Genomic DNA, 20,601 nt, shown 5'->3' on the forward strand with positions numbered 1-20,601 from the left:
TCACACGTGTACTTCTACTTAGGTTCAAAGCACATTTTATGTCAGGCTACCTTCGTTAAATTTCAATATGCATTTCCACCAGCCATGCACTCTCTTTGATATCCATCTAACTACTCTTCCTGTAGGAATATTTAGTTAAACATATTGTATAAGATTATCATTTAACTGTCAATCACCACTGCCTATATCACTATTCAGTCTATGCGTTAAATACCAGGACATCATTGGCGCTACAATTAATAAAATAAGAAAAATTCTAAAAATATGATAGCTTGATATCATCGCAACATTTGCCCCTGTCTCAAGAGCGACCACGATTATCTGTGCCATCCCACCTGGTGCTGCACTTAAGAAAACATCGTTAAAATTATGATCCGTAAAAATATTGATAACGATACTCAAAACAATAGCGCATATGATAAGCAGTATATTTTGTACAAAAATCCCTATAAACAATCTTTTATTTATCTGACTAGATAAATCATACATTTGCAATCCAATACGTACACCAAACAATAATTGTGCAAAGTTTATCAATGGCATCGGAACAGTAAAATTTAATCCCGTACTTAAATTCCAGATTAATATGGCAAATGTCGGACCTAACATATCTGGCACAGGAAAATGGATAAGCTTTAAAATATATATACCTGCCGCAATCATCGCAACAATCATAACAATTTGATCAAGCGATACAACTTCAAATAACTGCTTTGCTTTATCAATTTGATAACGTTCATGATTGTCTGAAGTCATACTAGAAATAAACGGTACAATCATAATTACGAACAATAAACGAGACGTTTGTGCAAGAGTTACTACTAAGATGTTGGCATTTTTATTGTCTTCTGCCATTACGATCATTTGATTTAATGCACCTGGAATGGACGCCAGTAAAGCAGTCTCCGTTGTACAATTAACAATGCGTTTAAATAAAAATGAAATAACAACAGCACAAAGAATAATCATTAAACTTAAAAATATGACAGACCAGAAATCATTAGCAATATCTACAAAAATTTCTTTCGTAAAAGATACACCAATTTGCGCGCCAAGAATATATAATCCGATATCACCAAGCCACTTTGGCCACCTATATGTTAAGGCGGTAAATTTCCTGAGCATTATCGTAGCTAAAATCGGACCAAATAACCATGGTAGTATCATACCTATCTGAGCTAATATGAGACTAAAAGTAATACTGATTAAAAATAATAATAAATAACTCATAAAAAACACTTCCATCAAATTTAATACGATAAAATAACATTTGTTACTATTAATATATAGAAGAATAAAAAAAAAACATATAAATTGCTTATAACAAAAAAACAGGACTCATATCGAGTCCTGTTAATTAATTATATTAAGCAGCTAAATCAAAGTTTGTGATTGTTGCAAGATCAAACTTTTTGATTGAAGCTTCTTCAGTTGTAGCATCTTCAGTAGTTTCTTCTTCTGTCGTTGCTTTTTCTTCAGTAGTTGTTTCTGTATCTGTTTTGTCTTTATCATCATTATCATCTTTATTATTACAGAAACTTAACGCTAAGATTGCTAATAAAGCAAGTAATAATAATGGTAATAACCATGCCCATGGGCTTTTCTTCTTAGGTTCACGTTCGATGTGATCATGACGTACACGGTCATGTTCTTCAACTACGACCTTATCATGATGTTCACCTTCACGAACTTTACGGCCATCTTTGTAAGTGTCGCCGTCTGCTTGATGCGTAACGTGCGTTTTGTTACGATCAGTTTCTGAATTATAAATTACATCTCTGTCTTGATTATTTCTGTTATTATCGTTTCTATTGTTTGACATGATAACTACCTCCACAAATTGTTTTTATGTAATTGAAAATTAATTACATAAGTAAGATAACCTTAAAAACATAGTTATAAACATTTTTGCTCGAAAAAAATTCAAAAAGTGCCTAAAAACCTTTATTATCAATGCATAACGCGATGCTTTTTTTTCATTTTTAATTTGTAGCAGACATTGTTCGAAAGAAATTTTCACTATATTCAATAAAATATATTGTACTATATTCTTTCAAATTACAATAATAATAAAAAAGGAACAATAATCACATACAATCGATAATTGTTCCTTTTCAAAAATATTTATATTTAAATTTTCGTATTTAATTTTTTATTTTTTGACTTTAGATAAGGACATATCAAATGCATTTAACGTCTTATCAATATCATCGCTACTATGTTGTGTAGACATAAACATCCCCTCAAATTGTGAAGGTGGTAAGAACACGCCATTATTCGCCATTTCCTTGTACATCGCTGCAAATAATTTCAAATCTGATTGAGCAGCAATTTCAAAGTTCGTCACTTTTTCATCGTTCAGGAAGTAACCAATCATACTGCCTGCTCTATTTACAGTAATCGGTACGTTATGTTTATTAAACACCTCATATAATCCTTTTTCTAACTGATCACCTAATTGATTAAAGTGCACATAGCTCTCCTTAGTTAATTGGCTTAAAGTATAATATCCACCTGTCATAGCTAAAGGATTACCGCTTAACGTTCCCGCCTGATAAATACTACCGGCTGGAGCGATGTTCTCCATAATTTCACGTTTACCACCAAAAGCCCCAACAGGCAGTCCTCCACCTATAACTTTTCCAAGACACGTTAAATCAGGTGTCACACCGAAGTATCCTTGTGCACAATTATAATCTACTCTAAAACCTGTCATCACTTCATCAAAGATAAGTAATGCTTCGTATTGTGTCGTAATATCACGTAAACCTTGTAAGAACCCTTTGACTGGTGGCACGACGCCCATATTCCCGGCTACTGGTTCTACAATTATACACGCAATATCATCACCATATTTTTCAAAAGCAACTTGAACTGCATCTAAATCATTGTAATGAACTGTAATGGTATTCTCAGCAGTTCCTTTAGGTACACCTGGTGAGTCAGGTAATCCAAGCGTTGCTACACCAGATCCTGCTTTAATCAATAATGAATCACTATGTCCGTGATAACATCCGATAAACTTTAATATTTTATTTTTTCCGGTATATCCGCGTGCTAAACGAAGTGCAGCAAGGGTTGCTTCTGTCCCACTTGATACCATACGAACCATCTCAACTGACGGCACACGTTCAATCACAAGTTTTGCCATTTCATTTTCCAGTGTTGTAGGTGCACCAAAACTACTACCTTTCAAGATAGCTTTTTGAAGTTCATCCGTAACTTTTTCATCAGCATGACCTAAAATTAACGGTCCCCAGCTTAATACATAATCGATATACTCATTGCCGTCGATATCATATATTTTTGAACCTTTACCGTGATCCATAAATATTGGATCCATATCTACACTTTTAAATGCACGCACTGGACTGTTAACGCCTCCAGGCATTAATTCTATAGCTGACTTGAATGCATCATGTGATTTATTAAAATTCATATTAGTATTCTCCTTTATCGATGTAATTACAAATGTCTTTCGCAAAATAAGTAATAATCATATCTGCACCAGCACGTTTCATTGAAAGCATCTGTTCCATTACAACGCGTTCTTCATCTATCCAGCCATTTGCTGCAGCAGCTTTTGTCATTGAATATTCTCCGCTGACATTATATGCAACAATCGGAAGATTACTATTATTACGTACATCACGAATAATATCTAAATAACTTAAAGCTGGTTTAATAATCATCATGTCGCAACCTTCTTTTTCATCACTTTGTAGCTCACGTAGTGCTTCAAGGCGATTTGCCGGATCCATTTGATATGTCTTTCTATCACCATGACTTGGCGCACTCTCAGCTGCATCACGGAATGGACCGTAAAATGCTGACGCATATTTAATACCGTAGCTCATAATCGGAATATTAATAAAGCCAGCTTCATCTAAACCTTTACGAATTTCTGCAACAAATCCATCCATCATATTACTTGGCGCAATAATATCTGCGCCCGCTTTCGCTTGAGAAACTGCTGTTTTAACAAGAAGGGGTAACGTTTCATCATTGATGACGTCATGTGTATGATCATCTAGCACACCACAATGACCATGGTCTGTATATTCACATAAACAAGTATCCGCTAATACGAGTAAATCCGGATATAATGACTTCGCTAAACGAGTTGCCTTCTGAATAACACCATCATCATCAAATGCGCCTGTACCACATTCGTCTTTATGATTCGGGATGCCAAAAAACATAATTGCACGAATTCCTGAATCATATGCATTTTTAATTTCTTCTTCAACAATATTTAAACTCCACTGGTAAATCCCCGGCATTGATGTAATCTCATTTTTTACATCGTCTTTTTCAACGACGAATATTGGATAGATTAAATCTCTCTTCGCAATACTCGTTTCTCTTACCATGTTTCGCATATTAATTGAAGAACGTAAACGTCTATGTCTATCAAAATTCATTATAATCCACCTTTTCTCTTGTTTTCTATATTCAATATAGTATCAATCATACTCTTCTTCGTTTCAAACTGACTTACATAATGCTCAATATTTAATTGATTTAATGCACTGCTCGTGACATGGCCAATCGCCATAACAGATATATACTGTTCTAATTTCTGTTTACCAAACGCATTAACACTAGATGGTGACATGAAAGTTATCCAGTCTACCTGCTGTGTTCGCATCAATTGTAATGCTGAATTAATATTTTCATCAATTTTTACAGGACTGTATAAATCAATTCTATCGACATCCGCCAAAGATTTCAATGCTTCATACATTTTCGGTCTCGCTTCTGTTGAAATAGGTAAACACACTGTACTGTGACAAAATATATTATCCATTTCATCGATGAAACTTTCCTGATTAAATTGAGACGGCATAAATGCTACTTTATGATTGTAATGTTCAATATGTTCTTTTGTTTTTATTCCTATCGCAGCGATATTTTCAAAAGTAACATGAGCATACAGTTTAAAAAAGATTTCTACTGCATTTTTACTCGTAAAAATAAGCCAATCATAGTGCTGACGTGTAGGTTGTACAGGAAGAGGTTCAACACCGATAAACGGTAGGTGAATAATTTCAACGCGCTCATCCTTATACAATTTACTATCTGTCATCAATACAATTGGCTTCATGGTTACCATCCTCTAATTTGATTTTGGCGTATTATTTAAAGTTTCGATAATCTTTTGTGCACCATTTCGTTGCATGGCATCAGCTACTTTCGCACCTAATGCAACAGGGTCAGTACCTGATTCAGTTACTTTATATTTCTCTTTACCGTCAGTAGACATAATCAGACCGGTAAAAGTAATTTCATCATTAGACATTACTGCATGTCCCGCAATCGGTACTTGACAGCTGCCATCCATAAGTTTTAAAAATTCGCGCTCTGCCTGTGTGCATACTTCAGTTTCACTGTTGTGAACGGTAGCAAGTAATGAAAGCGTCTCTAAATCATCAATACGACATTCAATCCCTAAAGCGCCTTGCCCAATAGCTGGAAGCATTGTTTCAGGATCAAGATATTCTGTTACAATATCTTCACCCCAACCCATACGGTTAAGTCCAGCCGCAGCTAATATAATGGCATCAAAGTTTTCAGTTTCAAGCTTTTTAAGTCGTGTATCAATATTTCCACGAATCCATTCTATATTAAGATGTGGGTATAAATTTAATATTTGAGCGCCACGACGTAAAGACGATGTCCCTACAATTGCACCTTCTTTTAAGTCAGATAACTTAACGTGTCCTTTAGAAATAAATGCATCTCGTGCATCTTCTCTATCTGGAATACAACCTAATGTGAGCCCTTCTGGCAATACACTTGGTACATCTTTTAAAGAATGAATCGCAAAATCAATTTCTTTATTATAAAGCGCAGCTTCAATTTCTTTAACGAACAATCCTTTTCCACCAACTTTAGATAATTGCACATTAACAATCTGGTCGCCTTTAGTCACAATCTCTTTAATTTCTATTTCAACGCCTGGATTCTTTTCTTTAAGTTTAGCGATAAACTGCTTGCTTTGAGTAAGTGCAAGCTGACTTCTTCTAGAACCAACGATAAATTTTTTCATATTAGCCTCCAAATATTAATAGAATAACTGGTGGAATCCTGAAAAACGAGAAATGATTAAATAATTAATGAGTAATAATAAGAATAACACGATATTAAAATCCATCAATCTATGCATCATCAACTTGTTTTTTTGATGTAAAAATATATATACGGAATAACCGATAAGTAGTAACAGTGAACCTAACACTTTAGAGTCCGTCCAGATGGATTTCCCTTCAAAAGTAATTCCCCAGTAAATGCCTAATATTAATGAAATCATTAACATAACGCAGCCAATTATCGAGAATATTTGTACAAATCGACTCAAACTTTCCAGATCACTTATTCTGAAAAATTTATGATTAAATTTCTTTTGTTTTAATTGGTGCATTTGTATTAAGTATAACACGGCATGCAAAGCAGCTATTAAATACATGACATAAGAAACTATTGCAAGTGTAACATGTATCCACAATAGTTCATTCATCATATGTGAAACAGTTGTTCCAGTAGAAAGATCTAAAGGTTGAAACGTATGAATCATCATAAATACGAATCCTATTAAATTCATCAAAAAGATAAAAAACTCTGTTCGAATTACCTTAGATAATATTAATGATATCAAAATTATGAGCCACGTAAAAAAATAGAAACCTTCATTGATCGTTTCTATAGGAATTCGCCCCACTATAAAAATAAACAAGATAATTGAAATTGACTGCAAAACAAATACGCTAAGTAATAATAAATATCCATAACGTTTAAGTCGGGGTGACTTCTCTACAAAGTCAAAGAAATAACAAGCAATACTTATCATGTATAGAATAAGTATTGCTTCATGTAAACGCATTAATAATAATTCATTCATTTTATCACCTAATGTTTAGGACTTAACGTAAAGCTCTCTTCCGTACGATGTACCATCGTTACATTTTGATTTAAACTTTCAACTTCATTTGAAATATTAAAGATATCCTGGAAAAACTGAAGTTCTGCTTCTCTATTTTCAGAACCACTAATTTCTTTTGCCTGTGAAATTGGGTCTTTTAACATTTGATTGATGATACTCTTCATATGTTTAGAAATTACTTTTCTTTCACGATCTGTTAAGTCCGGCATTTTACGATCAATACTTTCCATCGTTGTTTCCTGAATACGTAATGCTTTTTCACGTAATGCAGTAATAACTGGTACAACACCTAGCATATTAATCCAGGCAATAAAATCTTCGACTTGTGTATCTATCATCGTCTCGATGATATTTGCTGCTTTTTGACGCTCAGCTAAATTTGCATCCACTAATCCTTTAAGATCATCAACGTCGTAGTTAAAGATAAGATCAATATCATTCACAGCAGGATCAATGTCACGTGGCACTGCAATATCAATTAATACGATTGAACGATTATTACGCATCTTCATTAAATCATACATCATCGGTTTCGTAATAATAAAATCCTGAGCACTTGTAGAAGAAATAACAATATCATTTTCAATTAATGCACATTGTAATTCATCCATAGATTTTTGACTCCCACCGTATTTATCTGCAAGAGAGATTGCTTTTTCTGCTGTACGATTAATTACGGTAATCTCCGCTGCACCAGAACCTACTAAGTTCTCTAATGCAAGCTCAGCCATTTCTCCGGCACCAATGATTAAGATTTTTTTATTTTCTAATGTGCCTAAGACTTTCTTAGATAATTCAACTGCTGCATACGAAACAGATACTGCTTTTGAAGAAATATCTGTTTCAGCATGTGCTTTCTTTGCAAGCGTAATTGCATCTTTGAATAAACGATTAAAAATCGTACCTGTTGTACCTTCTGTTTGAGCAAGTAAGAAACTATCTCTCATTTGACCTAAAATTTGAGTTTCACCTAGTACAATTGAATCTAGTCCTGTAATTACTTTAAATAGATGGTAAATTGCAGCATGTCCAACTTTTACATCTGTTACTGATTTAACGATGTCTATATCCACATCAAACCATTCAGATAAAAATGATTTTATATAATATCTACCTGTATGCACCTGATCAACGACAGCATAGATTTCTGTTCTATTACATGTGGATAGGATTACACCTTCTAACACTGATTTTTGATTAATAAGTGCACTATGTGCACGTTCAATCGTTTCATCTGAAAATGTAAGTTTCTCCCTCAAACTCACATCAGCTGTTTTGTGATTCACACTCACAACAACGATATGCATGTATTCCGCCCCCATTTTTTTGCCATTACTTCTATACTAACATTTCTTTTATGTTTTATTTACAAAATATAAATATTCGTCACTAAAAATTCACAAATTATTTTAAGTACTTCTCAATTGCATTAAGGATTAAATCATTCTTGGCATTACTTAATGAAGAATAACTAATAAGTGTATCATCTGGATCCATATCCAAATCTTGTTTAATCACCTTAAGATGTTTCTGAACTTTTCCTTTAGGAATTTTATCTTCTTTCGTAGCGATAACGATTGTTGGTATATCATAATGTTTTAAAAAGTCGTACATTAATCTGTCATCTTCACTAGGATTATGACGTATATCAACAAGTTGAATAACAACCGCTAAAGGCTCACGGGTCGTAATATATGTCTCAATCATCTTTCCCCAGCGTTCACGCTCTGTTTTAGAAACTTTTGCATACCCATATCCAGGTACATCGACAAAGACTAATTGGTCATCAATCTTAAAGAAATTTAATGTTTGTGTCTTACCTGGCTTCGAAGAGATACGTGCCATACTCTTACGGCCAATCATCGTATTTATAAAAGATGATTTACCAACATTCGAACGTCCAGCTAAAGCAACTTCCGGTAAACCTGTATCTGGATACTGTTCAGGTTTTACTGCGCTGATTAATATTTCTACATTATTTGGATTTATATTCATGACTTTCTCCTATTCTTCATTTACGTCTTACTATTATACACGATTTTTTAATAAATATATGATAATTGATTTATAAATAGTAAAAAACCCACCATACGGCAGGTTTTATGCTGAAGTTACAATATCATTAATTAATTTATCATCTGCATCATACATTTCTGGCGCAGCATCATCTTTTATTGCAGCTTCTGTAATAACAACGCGTTTAACATTTTCTAGTGAAGGAATGTCGAACATTACGTCCATCATGGATTCTTCAATAATTGAACGTAATCCACGCGCACCTGTTTTCCTTTCAATTGCTAACTGGCTGATCGCTGTTAAAGCTTCCTCAGTAAACTCTAATTCAACTTCATCTAAAGCAAGCATTTTAGTATATTGCTTAACCAAGGCATTCTTAGGTTGTGTCAAAATACTTTTCAGCGCTTCAACATCAAGTTGTTCAAGGTTAGCGACTACAGGAATACGACCGATAAATTCAGGTATTAACCCATAGCTTTGTAAATCTTCTGGTTTAATTTGTGATAAAAGCGTCTCATCATCAAAATCTTTCTCTTTAATTCCGGTAAATCCAATAACTTTTTCACCGAGACGACGTTTAATCACTTCATCAATACCATCAAACGCGCCACCTAAAATAAATAGAATATTCGTCGTATCAATCTGAATAAATTCCTGGTTTGGGTGTTTTCTACCACCTTGTGGCGGAACACTTGCAACAGTACCTTCTAAAATTTTAAGTAACGCTTGTTGTACACCTTCACCACTTACATCGCGCGTAATCGATGTATTTTCTGATTTACGGGCAATCTTATCGATTTCATCGACATAGATAATCCCTTTTTCAGCACGTTCAATATCAAAATCAGCCGCTTGAATTAAACGGAGCAAAATGTTTTCAACGTCTTCACCTACATAACCCGCTTCAGTTAAACTTGTTGCATCTGCAATTGCAAATGGAACGTTTAATGAACGTGCTAAAGTTTGTGCTAATAACGTTTTACCTGAACCCGTTGGACCAATTAAAGCGATATTACTTTTTTGTAATTCAACCTCTTCTTCATCCATCGGTTTAAAAATACGTTTATAATGATTATATACTGCAACAGACAGCGCTTTTTTCGCTTTTGTCTGACCAATTACATATTCATCTAATAAAGCTAACATTTCATGTGGTTTAGGAATTTCAGTGATTTCTTCATGTTCAATCGTTTTAAGTTCTTCAGCAACGATTTCTGAACATAATTCGATACATTCGTTACAAATGTATACACCACTACCTGCTACAAGTTTCTTAACCTGATCTTGATCCTTACCACAGAATGAGCATTTTAAGTTCTCTTCTTCATTAAATTTAGACACACTTAACACCCCTATCTTTTAAAGAATATACTAAAGTTTCCTGTTGTTTGCAAACTTTTAATTCGAAAATCATCTGCTTTTTATTTATCTATAATTTAAATTAATCATTATCATAACAAAACCGAACAAACTTAAAAATCAAAAGCGATTTTACGGTTTGTTCGGTTTCTGATTATATTGATAGTTAAACTATATACAATACTACTTATTATTTAGTTTTAGATTCAGAAACTAAAACGTCAATTGCTTTTTGGATACGAAGATCGTCTTTTAAGATTGCTCCATTACCTAATGCAGCTTTAATATCTTCAACTGACATACCGAACTGCTCACTCATTTTTGTAAGTTCTGCATCAACATCTGCATCGCTTACTTCAATATTTTCAGCATTAGCAATCGCAGCTAAAGTTAAGTTCGTTTTAACACGTTGTTCAGCATCAGCTTTCATGCTCTCTTTTAATTGCTCTTCAGTTTGACCTGAGAACTGGAAGTATAATTCTAAATTTAAACCTTGTTGTGCAATACGTTGTTCAAATTCTTGCATCATACGATCTAATTCTGTGTTGATCATTGCTTCAGGGATATCTACTTTAGCATTTTCAACTGCTTGCATTACTAAGCTTTCTTTCGTATCGTTTTCAGCTTGTAATTTCTTTTGTTCTTCTAAATCTGCTTTATATTTAGTTTTATAAGCATCAACTGAATCAACTGAATCATCTAATTCTTTAGCCATTTCATCATCTAATTCAGGTACTTCTTTAGATTTAACTTCGTTGATTTTTACTTTAAACACTGCTTCTTTACCAGCTAATTCTTCAGCATGGTATTCTTCAGGGAATGTAACGTTAACGTCTTTTTCGTCGCCAACTTTAGTTCCAACTAATTGCTCTTCGAAACCAGGAATAAATTGACCTGAACCGATTTCTAAATCGTATCCTTCAGCTTTTCCACCTTCGAATGCTTCATCATTAACATAACCATCAAAGTCTAAGTTAACAACATCGCCTTCAGCAACTTCGCCTTCTTCTTTAACAACTAATTCAGCTTTACGTGCTAGATCAGCATTGATTGCTTCATTTAATTCTTCTTCAGTTACTTCAGTCTCAAATTTTTCAACTTCAAGACCTTTGTAATCACCTAATTCAACTTCTGGTTCTACAGTAACTTTAGCAGTAAAGATTAATTCTTTACCTTTTTCCATTTGTTCTACATCAATTTCAGGACGATCTACAGGGTTAATACCTACTTCATCGATTGCGTTAGCATATGCATCCGGTAAGATGATATCTAATGCATCCTGGAATAAAGATTCAACACCGAAACGTTGTTCGAACATTTGACGAGGCATTTTTCCTTTACGGAAACCTGGTACGTTAACTTGTTTAACAACTTTAGCGAATGCTTTATCTAATCCAGCTTTAACTTCCTCTTCAGGAACTGTTACTGTTAATAATCCTTCATTACCTTCTTGTTTTTCCCATTTTGCTGACATGTGTAATTCCTCCACGTTTTTCTAAAATTTTTTCAACTCATTAATTATAGCATATAACAATCTTGCTTCAACATTTTTAGCTGAAATTACAAACTATAATATCATTTTTTATATTTTTTTATCAATGCCATGATAATACTTACATCTATCTATGTATCTAACATGTTTTTATTCATGTATCAGATTATAATTTTCTAGTAAATTAATAGCTTTAATTATATCTTCAAATTGTGTATTAGACAAATCTATCGCACTGTCTTCAATATTAAATAGTCTATTAAACATTGCAATATAAGCATCCACAACAGTTAGAGTAGCGCTATTAAAGAATGTCTGAAAGTGAATTGGATGCATTACAGTATTGTGTAACTTCATCGTTTCTACAATAACATCAACGATGTTCGGACTATTGTTCTCATAGTATGCTTTAACTTCTGCAACTACTTCAGACATGAATGATGAATGGACCATCGTGTTTAAATTCGAAACATTGATTCTAGTATCGACATTGAGCTTAGTAAATTTCACTTCACCTTTAAAGTTCGATAATAATAAATACTCTATCATCATACTGCTAATTACAGGATGTATTTCATTATATTCTAATAGCTGAACAAAGCTCATCTGGAATCGAAAATCTTCAGATTCTATCAACTCCATAATCAATTCAAGCTGTTTATTGTAATCATTATCTTTAAAAGTCTGTATAAACTTTAAATGTGCATCATTTCTTTTATTCAACTGATGATTTGCCTCATCATAAAAAGGCATAAGTGACACTATCAGTTTGTGATCAACATCTTCACTACGCAGCCCTTCAATTAACTCAATCACCGTTTTATATTGTTTCAATTTTAATAAACTTTCTATAAAATACGGAACAATTGTTGAATATGCGTAATGTCCTTGATTAAGCAATATACTAGATTCTTCACGTAATTCAAGGAAACTCTCTAACTGATAAAGACAATCCAGTTTTATAAGATGCTCGTCTTCAGTTAACTCGAAATGCTTTTCATAATCATTGAATAAATCATATGCTGTTTCATAATCTGCACGCTTCATTGCTGCTTTTATCTGTTTCATTAAATTTCCTTGCAACTTCGGAAAGATAATAATATCAGACATACTAATGACCTACATTATATATAGATTCTATGATAATACGTGACCATGATTCATATTCATCAACTTGCATTAAAGTATTTTCCGGTTTCCATTCTATCTTTAAAGTATCTGTTTCATTCACATAAACTTCAGACGCTTTAACTTTTAGTTTAAATACTAAACCGATATGTACACGGCCAACTTCATTGTCATCATCGTTAATAAAACCGATTAAATTTAAATTTAGTGGGTTAACATCTTTAACGCCTACTTCTTCTTCTAATTCACGTGCAGCATTATCTAGTAACACCCCTTCAATCTGAGTATCATCTAGCTGATTCATATGACCGCCGATACCAATTGAGCTTAACCCATGAAGACGCGCTTCACCACCACCTGTTAAACGTTCATATACTAATATCTCATCGTTTTCATTTTCTAGGATACAATATGAAATCAATTGCTTATATGAAGGATCCTCTTCCATATCACCGCGACGTTTCACTTCGTATTTAGATAGTGTTTCATAAATTTCTAACGCCTTTTGATTTTCTATAGAAATAAAGCCATTAAAATGATTTTTCTCATGATTAAAGATGGTTTCACGATTCACCACTATTATTTGTTCATCAAATTTATTCATACAATACTCCTTAAATCTGTCTTAGTTAAATTTTAACCAAATTTCTATGCTAACTCAAATATATTTAAGCTTATTATAATGAGATAACAATTCGAAACGATTACTAAACTCACAAATGTTGATTATATCTGAATTCATACAAAGTTGCAAAATTGAGCACAATGACACGTCATGATAAACTTATTATATTGATGAAAGGAGAAGAATAATGCGTATCCAACAATTTAAACAAGCATTACTTGATAGTAAGAAAATCGTATTCTTCGGAGGAGCTGGCGTATCGACTGAAAGTGGCATACCAGACTTCAGATCTGCTAATGGAATATTTATGCAGGAAACTAATTCAGAATTTTCACCTGAACAAATTATTTCTCATTCATTCTTTAAACGATATCCAAAGCATTACTTTGATTTCCACTTCGACAAACTTGTATATCCAGATGCACAGCCGAACCTTGCACATACTTTCCTTCGAACACTTGAAGATAACGGTAAAGACGTAACTGTCGTCACTCAAAATATCGATGGATTACACCAACTCGCAGGTTCATCAAAAGTACTTGAATTACACGGCACAGTAATCAATAACTCTTGTATTGAATGCAATCAAAATTATTCACTTAATGAATTGACATTAGATGAAGCAGGCATTCCAAGATGCCCTAAAGATGGAGGTATTGTAAGACCAGACATCGTTATGTATGAAGAAGCGCTAGATACTAATACGATAGAAAGTGCGATTCAGGCAATCAATTCAGCAGATATGCTGATCGTTGCCGGAACTTCTCTATCAGTTTATCCTGCAGCAGGATTTGTAGATTTGTTTCATGGCAAATATCTCATTGTAATCAATAAAACACCACTGCGATCTGTAAGGGAAGATGCCATCATTTTTGAAGATACTATCAGTAATGTATTTTAAAAAATACAAAAAGAAAACCGCTAAAATGAATTAGCGGTTTTTTAGCGTCCTGGGAGGGATTCGAACCCCCGACCGACGGCTTAGAAGGCCGTTGCTCTATCCAGCTGAGCTACCAGGACTTAATTTTTTAAGACAAGATTAATTATAATCAACTTCTGACTATAAAGTCAATAACATTTGGTAAGGAAATTAATTGATAACCATAATAAATAAAGTATATTTACACATTTATTCTAATTTAACAATAAAAATTAAGATAGCATCACTGTTATCTTAATTTTTATCGTTCAATTGACACTCTAAAAAATTAATATCTCTTTACCAACAATATCATGCTGCTGATTATAGAAAGTTACCATCTTATCACTTTCATCAAAAGTTAGAACAGCGTATGTTTCTTCTTCCTGACTTCTTGACTGTGCAATAGAGCCTGGATTAATACATACTACACCTTCAACTAGTTCAACACGTTTAACATGCAGATGACCATATAAAGCGATTTGACAATCTGCATCACGTGCAACACTGGCTAAACGTTCACGCCCATTACCAACTTGATAAAGATGTCCATGCGTTAAAAATGCATTAATATCTTTTTGCTGTAATTCAAATGTATCATAAAAATCTTTTCCGTAATCACAGTTTCCTTTTATTTTAATATAAGGCTTTAATTCAGCATCATTATAATCAAATTCTGAATCACCAAGATGAATATAGACGTCTGCATCATCATGAATTGATACAATATCGGTTAATATATTTTTCATAGAATGATTATCACTCACAACAACCCACTTCATTATTACGCCTCCTCGATTATGCCAGAATCCAGCATTTTTTGTATTGCTTTACCTCTATGTGAAATCTGTGCCTTTTCTTCTCCAGTCATTTCTGCTGTCGTCTTACCTTTACTTTCTACATAAAATATCGGATCATAACCAAATCCATTTTCCCCTTTAGGTTCATGTAGTAATTCTCCTTCTACTTCACCACGGAAAGTGCGTGTATCTTTACCTGGAATACTGACTGCAATCACACATACAAATCTTGCCTGACGATTATCTTTATCCTGCATATTTTTAAGCACAAGCTCAAGATTCTTCTCATCAGTCGCATCTTCTCCCGAATAACGTGCTGAATATACGCCAGGTGCATTATCAAGTGCATCAACTTCTAATCCTGAGTCATCACTAATAACAATTTTATTTAACATTTTTGCTCCGTATTCTGACTTTAACGCAGCATTTTCTTCAAATGTTGTTCCCGTTTCTTCTACATCGAAGTTTGGAATCAAACTTTTAATACCTATAACATTATAGTCTTTAAAGATATGTTTAAAATCATTGATTTTTCCTTGATTACCTGTTGCGATTACGATATCTTTCATATATCCTCCAAGTGTATTGATTGTATTTTTAAGCTTTCATCGTTTAACCATTCTTTAGCGATACGGGAAAATTTCTCTGTTGGTCCATTAACATAAAATTCATGATGTGGCGTTTCATTATATTTCGCATGTTCCTGACTAAATGTAAGTAATGCACTTACTTCTCTGGCCGTTTCTAATCCAGATGAAATTACTTTCTTTTCACCTTCAAAATACTTTTCAATATAATCCTGTAATAATGGATAGTGTGTACATCCTAAAATGACTGTATCACTCTTATCATGACGCCAGTCGCGTAAAGTTTTATGGATAACGATATTTGATATTGTAGGATCTTTATATCTTACCTGCTCAACTAAAGGCACAAAATCCGGACAACTTACACCATTGACATCTATTTTAGGATTGATGGATTTAATCTTATCACGATAGGCCTCAGATTTAATGGTACCTTCAGTACCTAATACAAGTACTTGATTGTTTGTTGTCGTCATGATTGCCGTACGTGCGCCTGGTTCTATTACACCGATTACAGGAATTGAGAGCATTTTCTGCAAAGGTTCCAATGCAACAGCAGTTGCAGTATTGCAAGCAATTACGAGCATCTTAATATGTTTCGTTAATAGAAATTCAGCAAGCTGAATTGTAAAATCTTTCACTTGTTCAGGTGGTCTTGGTCCATAAGGACAACGACTGACATCACCTAAATAACAAATTGATTCATTTGGCAGCTGACGCATAATTTCTTTAGCAACTGTCAAACCACCTACGCCAGAATCAATTACACCAATTGGAGCTGACACTACTTTCCACCTTCTTCTGTTGCACTGTACAACTTATGTATTTGTTCCTTAAATATCGGTATTGTATCAATCATACTCTCTTCTACAATCTTCTTCAAAAATTTTTGTCTTTTGATGATAACCGCTTCAATTACTGATTCACCTTTTTCAGTAAGTTGTATACTTACTTTACGTTTATCATCAGTTTGTTTCACACGCTCTGCAAATCCATTGTTACTAAGCGCGTCAACAAGTTCAGAAGTGGATGAAATCGCTAAATTCATGTGTTTTGCAAGTGTTCCGATATTTAAAGGACTTGCTTCTTTAATCCACTGAATTGCAATAAACTGCGTTTCTGTAATTTCATGTTTTTTTAGTTCACTACGGCCTTCATTTTTAATAATTTCAGCTAGCCTTCTTAACTCATATTCTAATGTGACGATCGATTGATCCACTGCGCTACACCTCTATTCACCTTTAAACTTATCATATCAAATAATGTGCAAATAAAAAAAGGTTTTGAGATAGTAGAATCTCAAAACCTTTTATAAGGGCTAAACGCAAGTTCGATAGCCTCTTATCTGAAACGGCATCTCACTTGCAGTCCTCTCGACAAAAACGAAAATACCCTAAAATCAAAGAACGATTTATAGGGTATTTTCTAATTTTGCTTAGGGCTAAACGCAAGTTCGATAGCCTCTTAGTTAACCTGATGATCCGATCCAAAGAACGATTTGAACATTTGGAATGTTGCTTCACGGTTCATCGCAGCGATTGATGTTGTTAAAGGAATGCCTTTTGGACAACTTCTTACACAGTTTTGTGAGTTACCACATTCTGCTAATCCGCCTTCTTCCATTAATGCATGAATTCTTTCATCTTTATTCATGCTTCCAGTTGGATGTAGGTTGAATAAACGTACTTGTGAAATAGGTTGTGCACCCATAAATTTAGAATTTGCATTCACGTTCGGACATACTTCTAAACATACACCACACGTCATACATTTAGATAATTCATATGCTGTCTGACGTTTCTTCTCTGGCATACGTGGTCCTGGTCCTAAGTCATATGTTCCATCAATTGGAACCCATGCTTTAACACGCTTTAAGTTATCGAACATTTTCGTACGATCAACTTGTAGGTCACGAATAACAGGGAATGTTGCCATAGGTGCTAAACGAATTGGTTGCTCTAATGTATCAATAATTGTTGAACAAGATTGACGTGCTTTTCCATTGACTACCATTGAACATGCGCCACAAACTTCTTCAAGACAGTTCATATCCCATGTTACAGGTGTCGTTTTTTCACCACGTTCATTTACTGGGTTTCTTTGAATTTCCATCAACGCAGCAATAACGTTCATATTTGGACGGTAAGGAATCACAAAGGTTTCATCATAAGGCTTAGAATTTTGATCTTTTTGACGTGTAATGATCAGTTTAATCGTTTTTTCTGCCATGATTATTTACCTCCTTTTGACTTCTTAGAGTAGTCACGTACACGTGGTGGGATTAAGCTAACATCAACTGGCTCATAGTAGAATTCAGGTGCTTCTTTAGCGCCTTTAAACTTAGCCATCGTAGTTTTTAACCACTCTTCGTCATTACGGTCAGGGAATTCAGGTTTGTAATGTGCACCACGTGATTCATTACGATTATACGCACCGATTGTCATAACACGTGCTAACACTAACATGTTCCATAATTGACGTGTAAAGAATACTGCCTGGTTGCTCCATAACGCAGTGTCTTCCATATCAATATCATGGTAACGTTCCATTAATTCTACAATTTTCTTATCTGTTTCTAATAATCGGTCATTATGACGTACAACTGTTACGTTAGCTGTCATAATTTCACCAAGTTCTTTATGCAGTTTATATGCATTCTCAGAACCTTTCATATTTAATATAGCATCGAAACGGCGTTGCTCTTCTTCAACTTTACGCGTATAAATATCATCCGGTAAATCTGTATAAGATTTATCTAGCGCTTTAATATATTTAATAGCATTTGGTCCTGCTACCATACCGCCGTAGATTGCAGATAATAAAGAGTTCGCTCCTAGACGGTTACCACCGTGTTGAGAGTAATCACATTCACCTGCTGCAAATAAACCTGGAATGTTCGTCATCTGATCGTAATCTACCCAGATTCCACCCATTGAATAATGTACCGCAGGGAAAATCTTCATCGGTACTTTACGCGGATCATCACCAGTGAACTTTTCGTAAATTTCGATGATTCCACCTAATTTAACGTCTAATTCATGCGCATCTTTATGACTTAAATCAAGGTATACCATGTTCTCGCCATTGATACCTAATTTTTGGTTCACACACACGTCAAAGATTTCACGCGTTGCGATATCACGAGGTACTAAGTTACCATAGTCAGGATATTTCTCTTCTAAGAAGTACCAAGGTTTACCGTCTTTATATGTCCAGACACGTCCACCTTCTCCACGTGCTGATTCACTCATTAAACGTAATTTATCATCGCCAGGGATTGCTGTCGGGTGAATTTGAATGAATTCACCATTGGCATAGATTGCACCTTGTTGATATACAACAGAAGCTGCAGATCCTGTATTAATCATAGAGTTTGTAGACTTACCAAAGATAATACCAGGGCCACCTGTTGCCATAATCACTGCATCTGAACCAAATGATTTAATTTCAGAAGTCGTTAAGTTTTGAGCAACGATACCACGTGCAGCGCCTTCGTCATCAATAACTGCGCCCAAGAATTCCCATCCTTCATACTTCGTAACTAAACCTTCAACTTCAAATTTACGTACCTGCTCATCTAATGCATATAGTAATTGTTGTCCTGTTGTCGCACCAGCGAATGCTGTACGGTGATATAACGTTCCACCGAAACGACGGAAATCAAGTAATCCTTCTGGTGTTCTGTTGAACATCACACCCATACGGTCTAATAAATGAATGATACCAGGTGCTGCTGCTGTCATCGCTTTAACAGGTGGTTGGTTTGCTAAGAAATCTCCACCATATACTGTATCATCAAAGTGAATTAAAGGTGAGTCACCTTCACCTTTCGTATTTACTGCACCATTAATACCGCCTTGTGCACACACTGAGTGAGAACGTTTAACGGGTACTAATGAGAAAAGATCAACACTTGTACCTGCCTCTGCTGCTTTAATTGTTGCCATTAATCCGGCTAATCCACCGCCGACAACAATAATATTACTTTTTGCCATTATATTGTCACTCCCCTAAATTTCTTATCCTACATAAATGCAAATAACGCGCGTAATCCGATGAAAGTAATGACTAAAAATGCACCTAATGACACATAAGCCATAATTTTTTGTGAACGATCTGACTGTGTAATACCCCAACTTACTGCAAATGACCATAATCCATTTGAGAAGTGGAAGATAACACTTACAATACCGATAACGTATCCGATAACATTAATCGGACTATTGAATAAATCTGCCATCATATCGTAATTAATGTGATGTCCTAATGCTGCCTGAACACGTGTCTGCCAAACGTGAATCGCGATAAAGATAAAAGCGATAATACCTGTAATACGTTGTAACAAGAACATCCAGTTTCTGAATGTCGAATAATGAGTCACATTATTTTTAGAAGTAAATGCGATATACACACCATAGATTGCATGGAATAAAATTGGTAAATAAATAACAAGTGTTTCTAATACAATCTTAAATGGTAAATTCCACATAAAGTCTGAAGCATTATTAAAAGCTTCCGGACTATTTACTGCAAAGTGGTTGATCACTAAGTGCTGGATTAAGAATACACCTAATGGAATCACACCAAGTAAAGAATGTAACCTACGTAATGCAAATGATTTTTCTGAGCTTGCCAAGTGAAGTCCCCCCTACACATCTTTTTAAGTAAATTCACAAATTCAATAATACGCCTGTTCAAACGGTAAATCAAGAAACCGATTACAATTTCGTAT

Annotated in this window: 21 protein-coding genes, 1 tRNA gene and 1 other annotated feature (1 of these 23 only partly in view); of the genes, 1 reads left to right on the forward strand and 21 read right to left on the reverse strand. The window is 34.3% G+C overall.

Going from position 1 to position 20,601, the window contains the following annotated elements; translation table 11 throughout:
* Window positions 1-136 (reverse strand) — a binding site (T-box leader); it reaches 68 nt to the left of the window's first position.
* A gap of 32 nt (window positions 137-168) precedes the next feature.
* The 13 genes from BHU61_RS05915 to BHU61_RS05975 all read right to left on the reverse strand — a co-directional run bounded on the left by BHU61_RS05915 (window position 169) and on the right by BHU61_RS05975 (window position 13,542).
* Window positions 169-1,230, reverse strand: a complete 1,062-nt coding sequence (locus BHU61_RS05915; protein ID WP_242444222.1) for an AbrB family transcriptional regulator — start codon at window positions 1,228-1,230, stop codon at window positions 169-171.
* A 136-nt stretch (window positions 1,231-1,366) separates the two neighbouring features.
* On the reverse strand, window positions 1,367-1,822 hold the full coding sequence (locus tag BHU61_RS05920; protein WP_111715325.1) for a hypothetical protein: 456 nt from the start codon (window positions 1,820-1,822) through the stop codon (window positions 1,367-1,369).
* A 330-nt stretch (window positions 1,823-2,152) separates the two neighbouring features.
* Window positions 2,153-3,439: a glutamate-1-semialdehyde 2,1-aminomutase gene (gene hemL / locus BHU61_RS05925; RefSeq protein WP_111715327.1), complete on the reverse strand. Its 1,287-nt coding sequence runs from the start codon at window positions 3,437-3,439 to the stop codon at window positions 2,153-2,155.
* A 1-nt stretch (window position 3,440) separates the two neighbouring features.
* On the reverse strand, window positions 3,441-4,424 hold the full coding sequence (hemB, locus tag BHU61_RS05930) for a porphobilinogen synthase (RefSeq protein ID WP_111715329.1): 984 nt from the start codon (window positions 4,422-4,424) through the stop codon (window positions 3,441-3,443).
* Window positions 4,424-5,107 carry a uroporphyrinogen-III synthase gene (locus tag BHU61_RS05935; protein ID WP_170122465.1) on the reverse strand — a complete coding sequence of 228 codons (684 nt, stop codon included), beginning with the start codon at window positions 5,105-5,107 and terminating at the stop codon, window positions 4,424-4,426. The genes hemB and BHU61_RS05935 overlap by 1 nt, the downstream gene beginning before the upstream one ends.
* Before the next feature lie 12 nt (window positions 5,108-5,119).
* Complete coding sequence (hemC, locus tag BHU61_RS05940; protein WP_099580052.1) at window positions 5,120-6,052, reverse strand: hydroxymethylbilane synthase; 933 nt, start codon at window positions 6,050-6,052, stop codon at window positions 5,120-5,122.
* Window positions 6,053-6,067: 15 nt separating this feature from the next.
* Complete coding sequence (gene ccsA / locus BHU61_RS05945) at window positions 6,068-6,901, reverse strand: cytochrome c biogenesis protein CcsA (protein WP_111715332.1); 834 nt, start codon at window positions 6,899-6,901, stop codon at window positions 6,068-6,070.
* Between the two features lie 8 nt (window positions 6,902-6,909).
* Complete coding sequence (gene hemA, locus BHU61_RS05950; RefSeq protein ID WP_111715334.1) at window positions 6,910-8,250, reverse strand: glutamyl-tRNA reductase; 1,341 nt, start codon at window positions 8,248-8,250, stop codon at window positions 6,910-6,912.
* Window positions 8,251-8,347: 97 nt separating this feature from the next.
* Window positions 8,348-8,938 (reverse strand): ribosome biogenesis GTP-binding protein YihA/YsxC, encoded by a 591-nt coding sequence (gene yihA, locus BHU61_RS05955; RefSeq protein WP_111715335.1) that lies wholly within the window; start codon window positions 8,936-8,938, stop codon window positions 8,348-8,350.
* Between the two features lie 105 nt (window positions 8,939-9,043).
* Window positions 9,044-10,300 (reverse strand): ATP-dependent Clp protease ATP-binding subunit ClpX, encoded by a 1,257-nt coding sequence (gene clpX / locus BHU61_RS05960; protein WP_111715337.1) that lies wholly within the window; start codon window positions 10,298-10,300, stop codon window positions 9,044-9,046.
* A 208-nt stretch (window positions 10,301-10,508) separates the two neighbouring features.
* Window positions 10,509-11,792 carry a trigger factor gene (tig, locus tag BHU61_RS05965; protein WP_111715338.1) on the reverse strand — a complete coding sequence of 428 codons (1,284 nt, stop codon included), beginning with the start codon at window positions 11,790-11,792 and terminating at the stop codon, window positions 10,509-10,511.
* Window positions 11,793-11,960: 168 nt separating this feature from the next.
* On the reverse strand, window positions 11,961-12,920 hold the full coding sequence (locus BHU61_RS05970) for a hypothetical protein (protein WP_111715340.1): 960 nt from the start codon (window positions 12,918-12,920) through the stop codon (window positions 11,961-11,963).
* A gap of 1 nt (window position 12,921) precedes the next feature.
* Complete coding sequence (locus BHU61_RS05975; protein ID WP_111715341.1) at window positions 12,922-13,542, reverse strand: NUDIX domain-containing protein; 621 nt, start codon at window positions 13,540-13,542, stop codon at window positions 12,922-12,924.
* A 208-nt stretch (window positions 13,543-13,750) separates the two neighbouring features.
* On the opposite strand from BHU61_RS05975, the gene BHU61_RS05980 reads away from it, so the two are divergent.
* Window positions 13,751-14,464 carry an NAD-dependent protein deacylase gene (locus BHU61_RS05980; RefSeq protein WP_111715343.1) on the forward strand — a complete coding sequence of 238 codons (714 nt, stop codon included), beginning with the start codon at window positions 13,751-13,753 and terminating at the stop codon, window positions 14,462-14,464.
* 45 nt (window positions 14,465-14,509) lie between these two features.
* On the opposite strand, the gene BHU61_RS05985 is transcribed toward BHU61_RS05980, so the two are convergent.
* From BHU61_RS05985 to BHU61_RS06020, 8 genes are all read right to left on the reverse strand, one after another.
* Window positions 14,510-14,583: transfer RNA gene (locus BHU61_RS05985), tRNA-Arg, on the reverse strand.
* Window positions 14,584-14,763: 180 nt separating this feature from the next.
* Window positions 14,764-15,264: a YfcE family phosphodiesterase gene (locus BHU61_RS05990; protein WP_111715344.1), complete on the reverse strand. Its 501-nt coding sequence runs from the start codon at window positions 15,262-15,264 to the stop codon at window positions 14,764-14,766.
* A 2-nt stretch (window positions 15,265-15,266) separates the two neighbouring features.
* Entirely contained in the window at window positions 15,267-15,851 is a 585-nt protein-coding gene (locus tag BHU61_RS05995) for an XTP/dITP diphosphatase (protein ID WP_111715346.1), read from the reverse strand.
* Window positions 15,848-16,654 (reverse strand): glutamate racemase, encoded by an 807-nt coding sequence (racE, locus tag BHU61_RS06000; protein WP_099580030.1) that lies wholly within the window; start codon window positions 16,652-16,654, stop codon window positions 15,848-15,850. The genes BHU61_RS05995 and racE overlap by 4 nt, the downstream gene beginning before the upstream one ends.
* Window positions 16,654-17,088 carry a MarR family winged helix-turn-helix transcriptional regulator gene (locus BHU61_RS06005; RefSeq protein WP_111715347.1) on the reverse strand — a complete coding sequence of 145 codons (435 nt, stop codon included), beginning with the start codon at window positions 17,086-17,088 and terminating at the stop codon, window positions 16,654-16,656. Before BHU61_RS06005 ends, racE begins: the two co-directional genes overlap by 1 nt.
* A 245-nt stretch (window positions 17,089-17,333) precedes the next feature.
* Entirely contained in the window at window positions 17,334-18,098 is a 765-nt protein-coding gene (gene sdhB / locus BHU61_RS06010) for a succinate dehydrogenase iron-sulfur subunit (protein WP_099580027.1), read from the reverse strand.
* A 2-nt stretch (window positions 18,099-18,100) separates the two neighbouring features.
* Window positions 18,101-19,864, reverse strand: coding sequence for a succinate dehydrogenase flavoprotein subunit (gene sdhA / locus BHU61_RS06015; protein ID WP_111715349.1), 1,764 nt, complete (start codon window positions 19,862-19,864; stop codon window positions 18,101-18,103).
* 29 nt (window positions 19,865-19,893) lie between these two features.
* Window positions 19,894-20,505, reverse strand: a complete 612-nt coding sequence (locus tag BHU61_RS06020; protein WP_096076223.1) for a succinate dehydrogenase cytochrome b558 subunit — start codon at window positions 20,503-20,505, stop codon at window positions 19,894-19,896.
* Window positions 20,506-20,601 lie beyond the last annotated feature (96 nt).

Source organism: Macrococcus epidermidis, from assembly GCF_003259695.1.
Lineage (GTDB): Bacteria > Bacillota > Bacilli > Staphylococcales > Staphylococcaceae > Macrococcoides > Macrococcoides epidermidis.

Bases quoted from the DNA above. Each gene is read 5' to 3' on its own strand.
- BHU61_RS05970 (WP_111715340.1), bottom strand. From the start codon at position 12,920: ATGTCTGATATTATTATCTTTCCGAAGTTGCAAGGAAATTTAATGAAA.
- hemL (WP_111715327.1), bottom strand. From the start codon at position 3,439: ATGAATTTTAATAAATCACATGATGCATTCAAGTCAGCTATAGAATTA.
- ccsA (WP_111715332.1), bottom strand. From the start codon at position 6,901: ATGAATGAATTATTATTAATGCGTTTACATGAAGCAATACTTATTCTA.
- yihA (WP_111715335.1), bottom strand. From the start codon at position 8,938: ATGAATATAAATCCAAATAATGTAGAAATATTAATCAGCGCAGTAAAA.
- tig (WP_111715338.1), bottom strand. From the start codon at position 11,792: ATGTCAGCAAAATGGGAAAAACAAGAAGGTAATGAAGGATTATTAACA.
- BHU61_RS05980 (WP_111715343.1), top strand. From the start codon at position 13,751: ATGCGTATCCAACAATTTAAACAAGCATTACTTGATAGTAAGAAAATC.
- BHU61_RS05995 (WP_111715346.1), bottom strand. From the start codon at position 15,851: ATGAAAGATATCGTAATCGCAACAGGTAATCAAGGAAAAATCAATGAT.
- hemC (WP_099580052.1), bottom strand. From the start codon at position 6,052: ATGAAAAAATTTATCGTTGGTTCTAGAAGAAGTCAGCTTGCACTTACT.
- hemB (WP_111715329.1), bottom strand. From the start codon at position 4,424: ATGAATTTTGATAGACATAGACGTTTACGTTCTTCAATTAATATGCGA.
- sdhB (WP_099580027.1), bottom strand. From the start codon at position 18,098: ATGGCAGAAAAAACGATTAAACTGATCATTACACGTCAAAAAGATCAA.
- hemA (WP_111715334.1), bottom strand. From the start codon at position 8,250: ATGCATATCGTTGTTGTGAGTGTGAATCACAAAACAGCTGATGTGAGT.
- BHU61_RS05990 (WP_111715344.1), bottom strand. From the start codon at position 15,264: ATGAAGTGGGTTGTTGTGAGTGATAATCATTCTATGAAAAATATATTA.
- BHU61_RS05935 (WP_170122465.1), bottom strand. From the start codon at position 5,107: ATGAAGCCAATTGTATTGATGACAGATAGTAAATTGTATAAGGATGAG.
- BHU61_RS05920 (WP_111715325.1), bottom strand. From the start codon at position 1,822: ATGTCAAACAATAGAAACGATAATAACAGAAATAATCAAGACAGAGAT.
- BHU61_RS05915 (WP_242444222.1), bottom strand. From the start codon at position 1,230: ATGAGTTATTTATTATTATTTTTAATCAGTATTACTTTTAGTCTCATA.
- sdhA (WP_111715349.1), bottom strand. From the start codon at position 19,864: ATGGCAAAAAGTAATATTATTGTTGTCGGCGGTGGATTAGCCGGATTA.
- BHU61_RS05975 (WP_111715341.1), bottom strand. From the start codon at position 13,542: ATGAATAAATTTGATGAACAAATAATAGTGGTGAATCGTGAAACCATC.